Source organism: Klebsiella sp. V115_8, assembly GCF_029967715.1.
In the GTDB taxonomy this organism is placed as follows: Bacteria; Pseudomonadota; Gammaproteobacteria; order Enterobacterales; family Enterobacteriaceae; genus Klebsiella; species Klebsiella quasipneumoniae.
This window is the reverse complement of the sequence record NZ_JASCAR010000043.1, coordinates 200,756-217,156: the sequence shown is the minus strand read 5'-3', so window position 1 is coordinate 217,156 and position 16,401 is coordinate 200,756. Positions and strand designations below refer to the sequence as shown.

15 protein-coding genes and 1 other annotated feature are annotated in these 16,401 nt (G+C 58.9%); of the genes, 10 read left to right on the top strand and 5 right to left on the bottom strand.

Translation table 11 applies throughout. From position 1 onward, the window contains the following. Nucleotides 1-32: 32 nt before the first annotated feature. From QLG03_RS20570 to priC, 3 genes are all read right to left on the bottom strand, one after another. The gene (locus QLG03_RS20570) at nt 33-932 is read right to left on the bottom strand and encodes an Rpn family recombination-promoting nuclease/putative transposase (RefSeq protein WP_032454012.1); all 900 of its coding nucleotides are present in this window, start codon (nt 930-932) and stop codon (nt 33-35) included. Between the two features lie 67 nt (nt 933-999). Then, the gene (gene rsmS / locus QLG03_RS20565; protein WP_004204742.1) at nt 1,000-1,173 is read right to left on the bottom strand and encodes a pleiotropic regulatory protein RsmS; all 174 of its coding nucleotides are present in this window, start codon (nt 1,171-1,173) and stop codon (nt 1,000-1,002) included. 12 nt (nt 1,174-1,185) lie between these two features. After that, nucleotides 1,186-1,713 (bottom strand): primosomal replication protein N'', encoded by a 528-nt coding sequence (gene priC / locus QLG03_RS20560; RefSeq protein ID WP_048296890.1) that lies wholly within the window; start codon nt 1,711-1,713, stop codon nt 1,186-1,188. Between the two features lie 69 nt (nt 1,714-1,782). Here priC and QLG03_RS20555 point away from each other — a divergent pair, with 69 nt between their 5' ends. The 9 genes from QLG03_RS20555 to QLG03_RS20515 all read left to right on the top strand — a co-directional run bounded on the left by QLG03_RS20555 (nt 1,783) and on the right by QLG03_RS20515 (nt 11,169). Beyond that, a complete protein-coding gene (locus QLG03_RS20555; RefSeq protein WP_004204740.1) occupies nt 1,783-2,160 on the top strand; it encodes a DUF454 family protein in 378 nt (125 codons plus the stop codon). Between the two features lie 150 nt (nt 2,161-2,310). Then, nucleotides 2,311-2,862, top strand: coding sequence for an adenine phosphoribosyltransferase (apt, locus tag QLG03_RS20550; RefSeq protein WP_023288650.1), 552 nt, complete (start codon nt 2,311-2,313; stop codon nt 2,860-2,862). A 92-nt stretch (nt 2,863-2,954) separates the two neighbouring features. Further along, nucleotides 2,955-4,862 (top strand): DNA polymerase III subunit gamma/tau, encoded by a 1,908-nt coding sequence (gene dnaX, locus QLG03_RS20545; protein ID WP_205425212.1) that lies wholly within the window; start codon nt 2,955-2,957, stop codon nt 4,860-4,862. After that, nucleotides 4,195-4,259 (top strand) — a sequence feature (DnaX frameshifting element). It overlaps the preceding gene by 65 nt. Nucleotides 4,863-4,919: 57 nt before the next feature. Continuing rightward, a complete protein-coding gene (locus QLG03_RS20540) occupies nt 4,920-5,252 on the top strand; it encodes a YbaB/EbfC family nucleoid-associated protein (RefSeq protein WP_008805448.1) in 333 nt (110 codons plus the stop codon). Then, nucleotides 5,252-5,857: a recombination mediator RecR gene (gene recR / locus QLG03_RS20535; protein WP_002892177.1), complete on the top strand. Its 606-nt coding sequence runs from the start codon at nt 5,252-5,254 to the stop codon at nt 5,855-5,857. Before QLG03_RS20540 ends, recR begins: the two co-directional genes overlap by 1 nt. A gap of 111 nt (nt 5,858-5,968) precedes the next feature. Next, entirely contained in the window at nt 5,969-7,843 is a 1,875-nt protein-coding gene (gene htpG, locus QLG03_RS20530) for a molecular chaperone HtpG (protein ID WP_023288652.1), read from the top strand. 222 nt (nt 7,844-8,065) lie between these two features. Next, nucleotides 8,066-8,710 carry an adenylate kinase gene (gene adk, locus QLG03_RS20525; protein WP_002892184.1) on the top strand — a complete coding sequence of 215 codons (645 nt, stop codon included), beginning with the start codon at nt 8,066-8,068 and terminating at the stop codon, nt 8,708-8,710. A 128-nt stretch (nt 8,711-8,838) separates the two neighbouring features. Beyond that, complete coding sequence (gene hemH / locus QLG03_RS20520) at nt 8,839-9,801, top strand: ferrochelatase (RefSeq protein ID WP_023288653.1); 963 nt, start codon at nt 8,839-8,841, stop codon at nt 9,799-9,801. 63 nt (nt 9,802-9,864) lie between these two features. After that, complete coding sequence (locus QLG03_RS20515; protein WP_023288654.1) at nt 9,865-11,169, top strand: inosine/guanosine kinase; 1,305 nt, start codon at nt 9,865-9,867, stop codon at nt 11,167-11,169. A gap of 34 nt (nt 11,170-11,203) precedes the next feature. Here the strand turns inward: QLG03_RS20515 and ybaL are convergent, their stop codons facing one another. Both ybaL and QLG03_RS20505 read right to left on the bottom strand, forming a co-directional pair. Beyond that, on the bottom strand, nt 11,204-12,880 hold the full coding sequence (gene ybaL / locus QLG03_RS20510) for a YbaL family putative K(+) efflux transporter (protein WP_023288655.1): 1,677 nt from the start codon (nt 12,878-12,880) through the stop codon (nt 11,204-11,206). A gap of 225 nt (nt 12,881-13,105) precedes the next feature. Further along, nucleotides 13,106-14,326 (bottom strand): MFS transporter, encoded by a 1,221-nt coding sequence (locus QLG03_RS20505; RefSeq protein ID WP_255988376.1) that lies wholly within the window; start codon nt 14,324-14,326, stop codon nt 13,106-13,108. 369 nt (nt 14,327-14,695) lie between these two features. Here QLG03_RS20505 and ushA point away from each other — a divergent pair, with 369 nt between their 5' ends. Beyond that, complete coding sequence (gene ushA, locus QLG03_RS20500; protein WP_032734896.1) at nt 14,696-16,348, top strand: bifunctional UDP-sugar hydrolase/5'-nucleotidase UshA; 1,653 nt, start codon at nt 14,696-14,698, stop codon at nt 16,346-16,348. Nucleotides 16,349-16,401 lie beyond the last annotated feature (53 nt).

Genomic DNA, 16,401 nt, shown 5'->3' with positions numbered 1-16,401 from the left:
AAAAGGGGCGGCGCAAAGCCGCCCCTGCTGCATCAGGGCGTCAGCGCGGCGAGCTCTTCGTCGCTAAGCCCGGTGAGTTCCCGCACGATTTGACGTTCGAGGCCGCGCGCCAGCATTCTGGCGGCGATGCTGCGAGTGGCTTCCTGTTCGCCCTCCTGCTGCCCCTGTTTACGGCCTTTCTCTTCCAGCCATTCGGCAATGGTCATCATCAGCTCCTTATGTCTGGGCGACTGCGCCGCCAGCGCGCGGATCAGCGCCCCCGGATGTTCCGTGGTACCCGCCTGCAACATATAGCGCAGCAGCGTATTTAACTGCGCTTCTGTCAGATAGCCTTGCGTCATCAGCGCAATCAGCGGCACCTGCAGCTCGGCCAGATCGCGATGGCGGATATGCTTTTGCAACAGCTCCAGCATGGCCATACGCCGATGACGGACGATCTGATTATCTGGCATAACGGTGAGGTCCACCAGCGGAAAATCACCGCTATAGAGCGCCTTCGCCAGCGCCGGTTCGGCGAATAGCTGTTGCCAGTTGCGGGGCCAGGGCCAGGGGCTGACCTTGCCGTGATAAAACAGAATTGGCACCACCAGCGGCAGCGTGTCGTGGCCAGCGTCCAGATGACGCTGCATGGCGGCCAGCGCGTAGCGCAGCAGGCGAAACGCCATCAGCTTGTCCGGGGTACTCTGGTGCTCAATCAGCGCGTAAACATAGCCCGGTCCGTGGCGGGTGCGCAGTGAGTAAAGGATATCGGAATAGCTGGCGCGCAGGTCCTCTTCAACAAAGCTACCGGAGACCAGCTGCAGTGAATCCAGCTCGCAAATTGCCAGAAACGGCGCGGGCAGATACAGCTGCAGGAAATCCTTCGCCACCGCCTGATGCATCAGCATCTGGCGAAAAACCGCATCGTGCGGGGTTTGACTGACCTTTTCCATCAATATTGCCTCCATCGGCGTCATGCGCAGAAGACCACTCTGCCAGCACGTCGTCGTGGGCAACATCTTACTTCTGCGGCGTTTGCGAGGCGCTTTCCGCGTTTTTTAACTTGTTTGCATAATCCCGCCTGACAATTTCCAGCGCGTCCAGCACCGTTTGCGCTGGGATCTGATGCGACTCCAGCAACATGATTAAATCGACGGCCAGTTTGACCTCATCGGGGGCATTTTCCAGCGACATCAGACTCTCCTGTTAGCGCGTCAGCCGCGCCAGTACGTTTTCAATCTTGTCCAGCGCCTGTCGACAGCGCGCCAGCCGTCCGCTGTAGACCTCGACTTCGCTGGCCAGCCGCTGCTGCTCGTCAAGGCTGGTAGCCTGCGTCAGCTGGCGCTGGCGTTGGTCGCGCATCGCCAGCAGGCGGCGCTCATACTCCTGATGCTGCAGGCGACGGCGCTGCCAGCGGCTCAGCGTTGGCGAGGCATGGTCCCAACTGCGCAGCGACCAGGTGGCGGTTTCGCGACGCAGCGCGGCGATTTGCGCCGCCAGCCGCTCGGCGATCCAGGCTACCTGCGGCAGCTGCTGGCGCTCGACGGCCTGGCGGAGCTGGCTGAAGTTGTGTTGGGCTTCCGCCAGATAGGCCTGCATCAGCGTGCTGCGGGTGTGGAAGAGCTGGCGGTCAAAGCGCGGGCTGAGGGTCGCGTGCTCCGCAAGCGGCGCCACCAGCGCGGCCAGCTCGCTGAGCTGATTGTTCAGCGTTTGTAAAAGTTGAGCTGTTTTCACCCGCCCCCTCCATTTTCCATCAGCCAACTGTGCTACAGTAGCCGTATCTGTTTGATAACGATTCGCATTATGCCACCTGTTATTTTAACCATTATCGGCTGGCTGGCGGTAGCGCTGGGTACGCTGGGCGTTTTCTTACCGTTGCTGCCGACGACGCCGTTTATTCTGCTCGCCGCCTGGTGCTTTGCCCGCTCATCGCCGCGCTTTCACCAGTGGCTGCTGTATCGCTCATGGTTCGGCGGCTATCTTCGCCACTGGCAGCAGTACCGCGCTATGCCCCGCGGCGCCAAACCGCGCGCCATTGCCATGATCGTGGCGACTTTTGCTATTTCGCTGTGGCTGGTTAAGCTTACGTGGGTGCGCATTATGCTGTTGGTCATTTTGGCCTGTTTGCTGATCTTTATGTGGCGCATTCCGGTGGTTGACGCAAAGCAACAAAAGCACTGATGCGCAATAATGCCTGTTGCAATTGTTGCTGACAGCCAGTAAATTCTGGCGTTTTCGAGCGCGGGTAAGCCTGGTCAAAGGTTAAACAAATGTTTCTTTGGCCCCTTTTGCACGCCCGTGGGTAACACCGTTTCAATCAGGCATACACTTATGACCGCAACTGCACAGCAGCTTGAATATCTGAAGAACAGCATCCAGAGTATCGAGGATTATCCAAAACCTGGCATTCTTTTCCGCGATGTCACCAGTTTACTGGAAGACCCGAAAGCTTACGCGCTCAGCATTGAACTGCTGACCGAGCGCTACAAAGACGCGGGAATTACCAAAGTGGTAGGGACTGAGGCGCGTGGCTTCCTTTTCGGCGCACCGGTTGCGCTGGCGCTGGGCGTGGGCTTTGTTCCGGTACGCAAGCCGCGTAAGTTGCCGCGTGAAACCATCGCTGAGAGCTATGAGCTGGAGTACGGCACCGATCAGCTGGAGATCCACGTTGACGCCATCAAACCGGGCGACAAAGTGCTGGTGGTGGACGATCTGCTGGCGACCGGCGGAACCATCGACGCGACGGTCAAACTGATCCGCCGTCTCGGCGGCGAAGTACAGGATGCCGCTTTCATTATCAATCTCTTCGATCTGGGCGGCGAACAGCGCCTGGAGAAGCTGGGGGTCCACTGCTACAGTCTGGTGCCGTTCCCGGGCCACTAAGCAAATCCCTCCACATAGCCTCGCCGATCGGGCGGGGCTGTGATAGCATGACCCCTTCGTGATTTCACCTTCCAGCGTTTCAGAGCCAGCCCATGAGTTATCAGGTCTTAGCCCGTAAATGGCGCCCACAAACCTTTGCTGACGTCGTCGGCCAGGAACATGTGCTGACCGCACTGGCGAACGGCTTGTCGTTAGGGCGCATTCATCACGCTTATCTCTTTTCCGGTACCCGCGGGGTCGGTAAGACTTCCATCGCCCGCCTGCTGGCGAAAGGGTTAAACTGTGAAACCGGCATCACCGCCACCCCCTGCGGCGTGTGCGATAACTGCCGGGAAATAGAACAAGGGCGCTTTGTCGATCTGATTGAGATTGACGCCGCCTCGCGAACCAAAGTCGAAGATACTCGCGACCTGCTGGATAACGTCCAGTACGCGCCGGCCCGCGGCCGCTTTAAGGTCTATCTCATCGACGAAGTCCATATGCTGTCGCGCCACAGCTTCAACGCGTTATTAAAGACGCTGGAGGAGCCGCCGGCGCACGTCAAATTCCTGCTGGCGACGACGGATCCGCAGAAGCTGCCGGTGACGATCTTATCCCGCTGCCTGCAGTTCCACCTGAAGGCGCTGGACGTTGAACAGATCCGCCATCAGCTGGAGCATATTCTTGGCGAAGAGCAGATTGCCTTCGAGCCCCGCGCGCTGCAGCTTCTGTCGCGCGCCGCCGACGGCAGTCTGCGTGATGCCTTAAGTCTGACCGATCAGGCTATTGCCAGTGGAGAAGGGCAACTGACGGCGGCGTCGGTGAGCGCCATGCTCGGCACCCTCGATGACGATCAGGCGCTGTCGCTGATTGAAGCCCTGGCCGCCGCCGATGGCGAGCGGGTCATGGCGGGCGTCAATGACGCCGCCGCGCGCGGCGTTGAATGGGAGGCGCTGCTGGTGGAGATGCAGAGCCTACTGCACCGCATCGCCATGGTTCAGCTGTCCCCTTCGGCGCTGGGCGCCGACATGGCCGCGGTCGAAGTGCGAATGCGCGAACTGGCGCGCACCGTACCGCCGGGCGACGTTCAGCTCTACTACCAAACGCTGCTGATTGGCCGCAAAGAGCTGCCCTATGCCCCGGACCGGCGGATGGGCGTCGAAATGACGCTGCTGCGCGCCCTGGCGTTTCATCCGCGTAAGCCGCTGCCCGAGCCGGAGGTGCAGCCGGCACTGGCCGCCGCGCCCGCGCCGCGCCAGCAGGTTTCCCCCGCAGCGCCGCCGCCGCAGCCGTCGCAGAGTTTGCCGCCGACCACCAGCCAGGTGCTGGCGGCCCGCAGCCACCTGCAGCGCAGCCAGGGAGCAACCACCCCAAAAAAGAGTGAACCGGCAGCCGCTTCCCGCGCGCGGCCGGTGAATAACGCTGCGCTGGAGCGACTGAGTTCGATTACCGAGCGAGTCCAGGCTCGTCCGGCCGCGGCGGCGCTGGAGCAGGCCCCGGCGAAGAAAGAGGCCTATCGCTGGAAGGCGACGACGGTGGTTGAAGAGACCAAAGTCGAAGTCGCCACGCCTAAAGCGCTGAAAAAAGCGCTGGAGCATGAAAAAACGCCGGAGCTGGCGGCTAAGCTTGCCGTTGAAGCAGTCGAGCGCGACAGCTGGGCGGCGGAAGTGAGCCAGCTGGCGGTACCGAAGCTGGTCGAGCAGGTGGCGCTCAACGCGTGGAAAGAGCAGGAGGGCAATCGCGTCTGTCTGCATCTGCGCCCCAGTCAGCGCCACCTCAATTCCGCCGGCGCGCAGCAAAAGCTGGCTGAAGCGCTGGGGGTGTTGTACGGTACGCCGGTTGAATTGACCATCGTGGAAGACGATAATCCCGCGATGCGCACGCCGCTGGAGTGGCGGCAGGCTATTTATGAAGAGAAGCTCGCGCAGGCGCGCGACGCGATTATTGCGGATAATAACATTCAGACCCTGCGTCGTTTCTTCGACGCCGATCTGGATGAAGAGAGTATCCGCCCCATTTGACTGCAAGTTTGACTTGCAGTCAGTACCTTTAATGATGACTGACTGAGAGAGAAGCCTATGTTTGGTGGAAAAGGCGGCCTGGGTAACCTGATGAAGCAGGCCCAGCAGATGCAAGACAAAATGCAGAAGATGCAGGAAGAGATCGCTCAGCTGGAAGTGACCGGCGAGTCCGGCGCGGGTCTGGTGAAAGTGACCATCAACGGCGCGCACAACTGCCGCCGCGTGGAGATCGACCCAAGCCTGCTGGAAGATGACAAAGAGATGCTGGAAGATCTGGTGGCTGCCGCGTTCAACGACGCCGCGCGCCGTATCGAAGAGACCCAGAAAGAGAAGATGGCTTCCGTCTCTGCCGGTATGCAGCTGCCGCCAGGCTTCAAGATGCCGTTCTGATGCAAACCAGCCCGCTGTTAACTCAGCTTATGGAAGCGCTGCGCTGTCTGCCGGGCGTCGGCCCGAAGTCCGCGCAGCGCATGGCGTTTACCCTGCTGCAGCGCGATCGCAGCGGCGGGATGCGTCTGGCGCAGGCGCTGACGCGCGCGATGTCGGAGATCGGCCACTGCGCCGATTGCCGCACCTTCACCGAGCAGGAGGTGTGCAATATCTGCAGCAACCCGCGTCGCCAGGAAAACGGCCAAATCTGCGTGGTGGAGAGTCCGGCGGACATCTACGCCATTGAGCAGACCGGGCAGTATTCCGGCCGCTACTTCGTGCTGATGGGGCACCTGTCGCCGCTCGACGGCATCGGGCCTGACGACATCGGGCTCGATCGCCTGGAACAACGGCTGGAGGCGGAGTCGATCACCGAGGTGATCCTTGCCACCAACCCGACCGTTGAGGGCGAGGCGACGGCCAACTACATCGCAGAGCTGTGCGCGCAGTATGGCGTCGACGCCAGCCGAATCGCCCACGGCGTGCCGGTGGGCGGCGAGCTGGAGATGGTCGACGGCACTACGCTGTCCCACTCGCTGGCCGGTCGCCACAAGATTACTTTCTGAACAAATGGAGGCGGCCATCGCCGCCTCCGCTTGAAAAATTTCCCCGCTGTCCCCATCTCCCACTCAACGGTTTTTTACCCATTTAAAATGGCATTGTTGAGGTTGAATCAGATGAAAGGACAAGAAACTCGTGGTTTTCAGTCAGAAGTAAAACAGCTTCTGCACCTGATGATCCATTCCCTCTATTCCAACAAAGAAATCTTTCTGCGTGAGCTGATTTCCAACGCCTCTGATGCGGCCGATAAGCTGCGTTTCCGCGCGCTGTCGCAGCCGGATTTGTATGAGGGAGACGGCGAGCTGCGCGTGCGGGTTTCGTTTGATAAAGACAACCGTACCCTGACCATCGCCGATAACGGTATCGGCATGAACCGGGAAGAGGTTATCGATCATCTCGGCACCATCGCCAAATCCGGCACCAAAGCGTTCCTGGAATCCATGGGTTCCGACCAGGCAAAAGATAGCCAGCTGATTGGCCAGTTCGGCGTCGGCTTCTATTCGGCCTTTATCGTGGCGGATAAAGTGACCGTGCGCACCCGTGCGGCAGGCGATAAACCTGAAAACGGCGTGTTCTGGGAATCCGCCGGCGAAGGGGAATATACCGTGGCCGACATCACCAAAGCCGATCGCGGGACCGAAATCACCCTGCATCTGCGCGAAGGTGAGGACGATTTCCTCAACGACTGGCGCGTGCGCTCCATCATCAGCAAGTATTCCGATCATATCGCGCTGCCGGTTGAGATTGAAAAACAGGAAGAGAAAGACGGCGAAACCGTTATCAGCTGGGAAAAAATCAACAAGGCGCAGGCCCTGTGGACCCGCAGCAAGTCTGAAGTTAACGACGACGAGTACAAAGAGTTCTATAAGCACATTGCCCATGACTACAGCGACCCGCTGACCTGGAGCCACAACCGCGTGGAAGGTAAGCAGGAGTACACCAGCCTGCTGTATATCCCGTCGCAGGCGCCGTGGGATATGTGGAACCGCGATCATAAACACGGCCTGAAGCTGTACGTCCAGCGCGTGTTCATTATGGATGACGCCGAGCAGTTTATGCCGAACTACCTGCGCTTCGTACGCGGCCTGATAGACTCCAACGATCTGCCGCTGAACGTCTCCCGTGAAATCCTGCAGGACAGCAGCGTGACCCGTAACCTGCGCACCGCGCTGACCAAACGCGCGCTGCAGATGCTGGATAAGCTGGCGAAAGACGACGCCGAAAAATATCAGACTTTCTGGAAACAGTTCGGCCTGGTGCTGAAAGAGGGCCCGGCGGAAGATCCGAGCAACCAGGAGGCGATCGCCAAACTGCTGCGCTTCGCGACCACCCATACCGACTCCTCCGCGCAGACCGTGTCGCTGGAAGAGTACGTCTCGCGTATGAAAGACGGTCAGGAAAAGATCTACTACATCACTGCCGACAGCTATGCGGCGGCGAAAAGCAGCCCACACCTCGAACTGCTGCGTAAGAAAGGGATCGAAGTGCTGCTGCTCTCCGATCGCATCGACGAGTGGATGATGAGCTACCTGACCGAATTCGACGGCAAAGCGTTCCAGTCTGTCGCTAAAGCCGACGAGTCGCTGGACAAACTGGCGGACGAAGTGGACGAGTCCACCAAAGAAGCCGAAAAAGCGCTGGAGCCGTTCGTTGAGCGTGTGAAAAACCTGCTTGGCGACCGGGTCAAAGAGGTGCGTCTGACCCATCGTCTGACCGACACCCCAGCGATTGTCACCACCGATGCCGACGAGATGAGCACCCAGATGGCGAAGCTGTTCGCGGCTGCGGGCCAGGCGGCGCCGGAAGTGAAATACATCTTCGAACTGAACCCGGCGCATCAGCTGGTGAAACGCGCAGCCGATACCCAGGATGACGCGCAGTTCGGCGAATGGGTGGAACTGCTGCTGGATCAGGCGCTGCTGGCCGAGCGCGGCACGCTGGAAGATCCGAACCAGTTTATCCGCCGTATGAACCAGCTGCTGGCTTCCTGACGCGAACCTGAATGAGTAGCCCGGCCGAGCGACGCGACGCCGGGAACGGGATAAATGCCCCGTCTGAGCGATTTGCTCCGGCGGGGCATTTCACATTGGATGGCATAAAATATCTCACCATTAACCGTTTCAGCCGCACCGCCTTCCTTGAGCCATCGCCGTTCTGGTGGTATGGTTTAGCGTTTTTGAAAAATTGAATCGACTTTTGAGGGGATTTTCGTAATGCGTATTATTCTGCTTGGCGCTCCGGGCGCGGGTAAAGGAACTCAGGCTCAGTTCATCATGGAGAAATACGGTATTCCGCAAATCTCCACCGGCGATATGCTGCGCGCTGCGGTAAAATCCGGCTCCGAGCTCGGTAAGCAAGCGAAAGACATCATGGACGCCGGCAAGCTGGTGACCGATGAGCTGGTTATCGCGCTGGTTAAAGAGCGTATCGCCCAGGAAGATTGCCGTAACGGCTTCCTGCTGGACGGCTTCCCGCGCACTATTCCGCAGGCTGACGCCATGAAAGAAGCGGGCATTACCGTTGATTACGTGCTGGAATTCGATGTGCCGGACGAACTGATCGTCGACCGCATCGTTGGCCGTCGCGTTCACGCGGCATCCGGTCGCGTATACCACATCAAATTTAATCCGCCGAAGGTGGAAGGCAAAGACGACGTGACCGGCGAAGAGCTGACCACCCGTAAAGACGACCAGGAAGAGACCGTGCGTAAGCGTCTGGTGGAATATCATCAGATGACGGCGCCGCTGATCGGCTACTACACCAAAGAAGCGCAGGCGGGCAACACCAAATACGCCAAAGTCGACGGCACCAAAGCGGTGGCTGACGTGCGCGCCGAACTGGAAAAAATCCTCGGCTGATAAAGCCTTTTCTCATCCTGCTGCGGCAGGATGAGAACTCCTCTCATTCCTACCTTTTGCTATGATTGGTTCCGTTTAGCGCCATTTCAGCTACAATTGGCTGCGATTCAAATGGTTAAGAGGCGGTAATGCATCAGACGAAAACAGGTATCTTGCTGGCCAATTTAGGCACTCCCGATGCGCCCACCCCCGGTGCGGTGAAGCGCTATCTGCGACAATTCCTCAGCGACAAACGGGTGGTGGATACGTCTCGTCTGCTATGGTGGCCGCTGCTGCGCGGCGTCATACTGCCGATTCGCTCTCCCCGCGTGGCTAAACTCTATCAGTCCGTCTGGATGGAAGAGGGGTCGCCGCTGATGGTATACAGCCGTCGCCAGCAGCAGGCGCTGGCCGCCAGACTGCCGGATACCCCGGTGGCGCTGGGCATGAGCTATGGATCGCCGTCGCTGGCCAGCGCGGTGGATGATTTACTGGCGCAGGGGGTGGGGCACATCGTAGTGCTGCCGCTGTATCCGCAATATTCCTGCTCGACGGTGGCTGCCGTCTGGGATGAGCTGGCGCGGATCCTCGCGAAGAAACGCGCCATTCCCGGTATCTCGTTTATTCGCGATTACGCCGGGCACCCGGACTATATCCATGCCCTGGCGGCCAGCGTGCGCGCCTCGTTTGCCGTTCATGGGGAACCGGATCTGCTGCTGCTCTCCTATCATGGGATCCCGCAGCGCTATGCCAATCAGGGGGATGATTATCCTCAGCGCTGTCGCGATACCACGCGGGAACTGGTCTCCGCGCTGGGGCTGCCGCCGGAGCGGGTGATGATGACCTTCCAGTCGCGCTTTGGTCGGGAACCCTGGCTGACGCCGTATACCGATGAGACGCTGAAGATGCTCGGCGAGAAAGGGACGAAGCATATTCAGGTGCTGTGCCCGGGGTTTGCCGCCGACTGTCTCGAAACGCTGGAAGAGATCGCCGTCCAGAACCGGGAAATATTCCTCGAAGCGGGCGGAAAGCAATATGAATACATTCCGGCGCTTAACGCGGACGCCGCGCATATTGAGATGATGGTCAACCTGACGGCGCCTTATCGCTGATCGCGCGCAGGGCGGGGAATATGCTACTATTTCCCGCTTGTTCCCTGTTATTTAAGCGCCACTATGAAATTTCCCGGTAAACGCAAATCCAAACACTATTTTCCCGTTAACGCCCGCGACCCGCTGCTGCAGCAAATTCAGCCGGAGAATGAATCCAGCGTCTCCTGGGTGGTGGGTATCGACCAGACGCTGGTGGATATCGAAGCGAAAGTGGATGAGGCGTTTATCGTGCGCTACGGCCTGAGCGCGGGCCACTCGCTGGTGATTGAAGATGACGTCGCCGAGGCGCTGTATCAGGAGCTGGTGCGCAATAATCTTATTACCCATCAGTTTGCCGGCGGCACGATCGGCAATACCATGCACAACTACTCGGTGCTGGCGGACGATCGCTCGGTGCTGCTTGGCGTCATGTGCAGCAATATCGAAATCGGCGGCTATGCCTACCGCTACCTGTGCAATACCTCCAGCCGTACCGATCTGAACTATCTGCAGGGCGTCGACGGCGCCATTGGCCGCTGCTTCACCCTGATCAGCGACAGCGGCGAGCGCACCTTCGCCATCAGCCCGGGTCATATGAACAAGCTGCGCCCGGAAAGCATTCCGGAAGCGGTGATCGCCGGCGCCTCGGCGCTGGTGCTGACCTCCTACCTGGTACGCTGCAAGCCGGGCGAGCCGATGCCGGACGCGACGATGAAAGCCATCGAGTATGCCAAAAAGCATGATGTGCCGGTGGTGTTAACTCTTGGAACCAAATACGTGATTGCCGATAACCCGGCGTGGTGGCAGCAGTTCCTGCAGGAGCATGTCTCGATTCTGGCGATGAATGAAGAGGAAGGGGAAGCACTGACCGGCTTTGCCGATCCGCTGACGGCGGCGGATAAAGCGCTGGACTGGGTCGACCTGGTGCTGTGCACCGCCGGACCGGCGGGGCTGTATATGGCGGGCTTCACTGAAGAAGAGGCGAAGCGTAAGACCCAGCATCCGCTGCTGCCGGGGGCGATCCCGGAATTTAACCAGTTCGAATTCAGTCGCGCGATGCGTCACCAGGACTGCGTCAATCCGCTGCGTATTTATTCGCATATTGCGCCGTATATGGGCGGCCCGGAGAAGATCATGAACACCAACGGCGCAGGGGACGGCGCGCTGGCGGCGCTGCTGCATGACATCACCGCCAATAACTACCATCGCAATAACGTCCCCAACTCCAGCAAACACAAATGCAAATGGCTGACCTACTCCTCGCTGGCGCAGGTGTGTAAATATGCCAACCGCGTGAGCTATCAGGTGCTGAACCAGCACTCGCCGCGCTTAACCCGCGGCCTGCCGGAACGTGAGGACAGCCTGGAAGAGGCGTACTGGGATCGGTAAGCGAGTCCCTCTCCCGACGGGAGAGGGCAGAACATCAGCCGGTGACCACTTCACCGGCGGGTGGCGTTTCCAGAAGCTGCAGCATGGCGCGGGCAATTTCCCGCTCGCCCATCACCACCTGATTGGCCCCACGGTCGATAATGTAATCCACTTCGTCATCATAATGGGCGCGGGCGATAATCTCGATATGCGGACATTTTTCCCGTGCGGAAGCGACAATCTCGCCGGCCTCATAGCCGTTGGGAATGGTCAGCAGCAGCCAGCGGGCGCAGTCGAGATGAGCCAGCTCCATGATCTCTTCATTGGCGGCATTGCCCAGCACCGCGCTAATCCCGCGCTCGCGTAGCTCATCCACGCGGGTGCGCGAGGTTTCAACCACCACCAGCGGGATCCCCTGGGCCATCAGCTTCTCGCCCAGCAGGCTGCCGACGCGGCCGAAACCGACCAGCAGCGCGTGGTTGCAGATATCGACCGGGACCTGCTTCTCGTCTTCCAGCACCTCTTCCAGGGTCTGCTCGTCGAGGGTTTCGGTTTTATCGAGATATTTCTCCAGCAGAGTGAACAGTACCGGGTTGAGCATAATCGAGATGATCGCTCCGGCCAGCACCAGGTTTTGCCCGGCCTGCGGCAGCAGGTTAAGCGCCATCCCCAGGCCGGCGAGAATAAAGGCAAATTCACCAATCTGCGCCAGGCTGGCGGCAATGGTCAGTGCGGTACGCGGCGAGTGGCCAAACATACGCACGAGGAAAAAGGCGGCTGCGGATTTACCAAAGATAATGATCGCCAGCGTCGCCAGCACCGCCAGCGGCTGCTGGACCAGCACCATCGGGTCAAACAGCATGCCGACGGAGACAAAGAATAGCACCGCGAAGGCGTCGCGCAGCGGCAGGGTGTCATGAGCGGCACGGTGGCTCAGCTCGGATTCGTTAAGCACCATGCCGGCAAAGAAGGCGCCGAGGGCGAAGGAGACATCAAACAGCTCCACGGCGCCGAAGGCGATGCCCAGCGCCAGGGCCAGCACCGACAGGGTGAACAGCTCGCGCGAGCCGGTGGCCGCGCTGCGCGACATGATCCACGGCACCAGCCGACGGCCGACCAGCATCATGATGGCGATAAAGGCCACCACTTTGCCAATGGTGATCCCGAGGTCGAGGGCCAGGGAAGCGAAGCCGAGGTTGCCTTTCTCCGCCATACCGGCCACCGCCGGCAGCAGGACCAGCGTCAGGACCATCACCAGGTCTTCCACAATCAGCCAGCCGATGGCGATCTGCCCGCGCTGACTGTCAATCAGCTGTCGTTCCTCCAGGGCGCGCAGCAGCACCACGGTACTGGCGGTGGAGAGGCACAGACCAAAGACGATGCCGGTCATCAGCGACCAGCCAAGGGCGGCGGAGAGCGCCATACCCAACAGCGTCGCCACGGCTATCTGGGCGATGGCCCCGGGAATGGCGATCGACTTTACCGCCATCAGATCCTTGAGAGAGAAATGCAGGCCGACGCCGAACATCAGCAGGATCACGCCGAGCTCCGCCAGTTCCGGAGCCAGTTTGGTGTCTGCAACAAAGCCAGGGGTGAAAGGTCCGGACAGCACGCCCGCTAAGAGATATCCCACCAGAGGAGAAATACGTAGCTTATTGGCAATCATGCCGAGAATAAAGGCGAGCACGAGGCCGCCGACAATGGTGGTGATTAGCGGTGTTGCGTGGTGCATTCCGTCTCCTTTCCAGTGGTGAATCGGTCCATTTTGCTACCCTGTCCGCGTAATAGTTTATGACAAAAACGTTCACTTTGTTTATGAATAATTCTTGAATTGTGCAAAAAAATGCAATTGGCCGCTGAAAAGGCACAGAAGGAAAAATCGAGAGAGGAATGCGCGCATCAGGCCGATGGCGCAAGGGGTAACGGCGGCCAGCGTTACACTTTGGCCGCCGGATAATCAGGCTTTTTGCCGGTTATCAGGAAGAAATATCGTCAGGAATCCCAGCAGCGGCAGGAAGGCGCAGATTTTATATACCAGGTCGATGCTGGTATGGTCCGCCAGCAGGCCCAGCACCGCGGCGCCAAGGCCGCCCATACCAAAGGCGAAGCCGAAAAACAGGCCTGAAACCATGCCGATACGTCCCGGCAGCAGCTCCTGGGCATAGACCAGAATAGCGGAGAAGGCCGAGGCGAGGATAAAACCAATGATCACCGTTAAAATCCCGGTCCATTCAAGGCTGGCATAGGGTAAAACAAGGGTGAAAGGCGCCACGCCGAGGATAGAGCCCCAAATAACATATTTTCGTCCAATCTTATCGCCAACGGGCCCGCCAATCACCGTCCCGGCGGCCACCGCGAACAGGAAGGCGAACAGATGCAGCTGGGCATTTTGCACCGATAAGCCGAACTTATGCATCAGATAAAAGGTGTAATAGCTGCTGATGCTCGCCATATAGAAGTATTTCGAGAAAATCAGCATCAGCAGAATACCTACCGCCAGAATCACCTTATTGCGCGGCAGCGGATTGACGATCGCCGGCTTCGGTTTGCCCTTATTCATCCGGTGCTGCGCGGCGTACCAGCGGCTGATTTGCGACAGCACGACGATAGCCAGCAGGGCGGCCAGCACGAACCAGGCGACGTTGCCTTTACCATACGGGGCGATGATCACCGCCGCCAGCAGCGGGCCAAGCGAACTTCCGAAGTTGCCGCCGACCTGGAACAGCGACTGGGCCAGGCCGTGACGGCCGCCGGAGGCCATCCGCGCCACGCGGGATGATTCCGGATGGAAAACCGAGGAGCCGATACCCACCAGCGCGGCGGCCAGCAGCACCATACCGAAGCTACCGGCCAGCGCCAGCAGGATCAAACCGCAGAGGGTAAAGCACATGCCCACCGGCAGCGACCACGGCATCGATCGTTTATCGGTGATGTAGCCAATTACCGGCTGGAACAGCGATGAGGTGAGCTGGAAGGTGAGGGTGATCATCCCAATCTGCACGAAGGTAAGGGAGAACTCGGCCTGCAGCAGCGGGTAGATAGCGAGTATGAGCGACTGGATCATATCGTTAAGCAAATGGGACAGGCTGATCGCGCCTAAGATGCCAAACGAGGTGCGCGCTTTTTGCGGCGGCGCGTCGGTACTGGGTAAGGTCTGAGCGGATTGGTTGGTTGTCATAGGTTCACTTCAGCGAGTTCGATTTGTTGTAGAGAATGCAGGTTGTTACCCTAAATAATTCGAGTTGCAGGCAGGCGGCGACGCAGCGAATCCCCAGGAGCTTACTCTCGTAAGTGACTGGGGTGAGCGAGGACAAATTCGTCAGGAACGAATTTGAACGCAGTTCACTGCGCCCGTAAGGGCGAGGCCCAGGGAGGGGCCGAGTTATTGCCAACGCACATGCAACTTGAAGTATGACGGGTAGAATTATTATCCGACTAACATACCTGCAGATAAGGTTTGAAGGAAGTCGCAATTCTGAAAACATATTTGTCAACGCGGCTAACTCGCTATACTTTCGGCACTTGGGATTAAGTCAGGGAGTGAAGCATGCATTATTTCAAACACAGCGTGGCGCTGGCGTTATTCGCCGCTTTATCGCTGGGCAGCCTGTCCGCGCAGGCCTATGAGCAGGATAAAACCTATAAAATTACCATCCTGCACACCAACGATCACCACGGTCATTTCTGGCGTAATGACTACGGCGAATATGGCCTGGCGGCGCAGAAAACGCTGGTGGACGGTATTCGTAAAGAGGTGGCGGCCGAAGGCGGTAGCGTTCTGCTGCTGTCCGGCGGGGATATCAATACCGGGGTGCCGGAGTCTGATTTACAGGATGCAGAGCCCGATTTTCGCGGCATGAACTTGATCGGCTACGACGCGATGGCGGTGGGGAACCATGAGTTTGATAATCCGCTGAGCGTGCTGCGCCAGCAGGAAAAGTGGGCGAAGTTCCCGTTCCTGTCGGCCAATATTTATCAGAAAAGCACCGGCGAACGGCTGTTCAAACCCTGGGCGCTGTTTAAACGCGGCGGGTTAAAAATCGCGGTTATTGGCTTAACCACTGACGATACGGCCAAGATTGGCAATCCGGAATATTTCACCGATATCGAATTCCGCAAACCGGCGGAAGAGGCGAAGCTGGTGATCCAGGAGCTGCAGCAGAATGAAAAGCCGGACGTGATCCTGGCCACCACCCATATGGGCCACTATGACAACGGCAACCACGGCTCTAACGCGCCGGGGGATGTCGAGATGGCACGCAGTTTACCCGCGGGCTCGCTGGCGATGATCGTCGGCGGTCACTCGCAGGATCCGGTGTGCATGGCGTCGGAAAATAAAAAACAGGTCGACTATGTGCCAGGGACGCCGTGCGCCCCGGATCGCCAGAATGGCATCTGGATCGTCCAGGCGCATGAGTGGGGCAAATACGTCGGCCGCGCCGATTTTGAGTTCCGCAACGGCGAGATGAAGCTGGTGCACTATCAGCTGATCCCGGTCAACCTGAAGAAAAAAGTGACATACGATAACGGCCAAAGCGAGCGGGTGCTGTATACGCCGCAGATCGCGGAGAACCCGCAGATGATGTCGCTGCTGACGCCGTTCCAGAACAAAGGTAAGGCGCAACTGCAGGTCAAGATCGGCAGCGTGAATGGTCATCTGGAGGGCGATCGCAGTAAAGTGCGCTTCGTACAGACCAATATGGGCCACCTGCTGCTGGCGGCGCAGATGGCGCGCAGTAACGCGGATTTCGCGGTGATGAGCGGCGGCGGGATCCGCGACTCCATCGAGGCGGGCGATATCACCTACAAGGATGTGATGAAGGTCCAGCCGTTCGGCAATGTGCTGACCTATGTCGATATGAGCGGCAAAGAGGTGGTGGATTACCTGACCGCCGTCGCGCAGATGAAGCCGGATTCCGGCGCCTATCCGCAGTTTGCGAACGTCAGCTTTGTGGCCAAAGACGGCAAGTTGAACGATCTGAAAATCAAAGGCGAACCGGTGGATCCGGCGAAGACCTACCGGATGGCGACGCTGAGCTTTAACGCCACCGGCGGCGATGGCTATCCGAACATCGCCGATAAACCCGGGTATGTGAATACCGGCTTTATCGATGCCGAAGTGCTGAAAGAGTATATCGAGAAGAACTCGCCGCTGGATGCCGCCGCCTATGAGCCGAAAGGCGAGGTGAGCTGGCAGTAACCCTGAGGGGAAGCCCGGATAAAGCGCGCTGCGTCGCTATCCGGGCGCTTTCC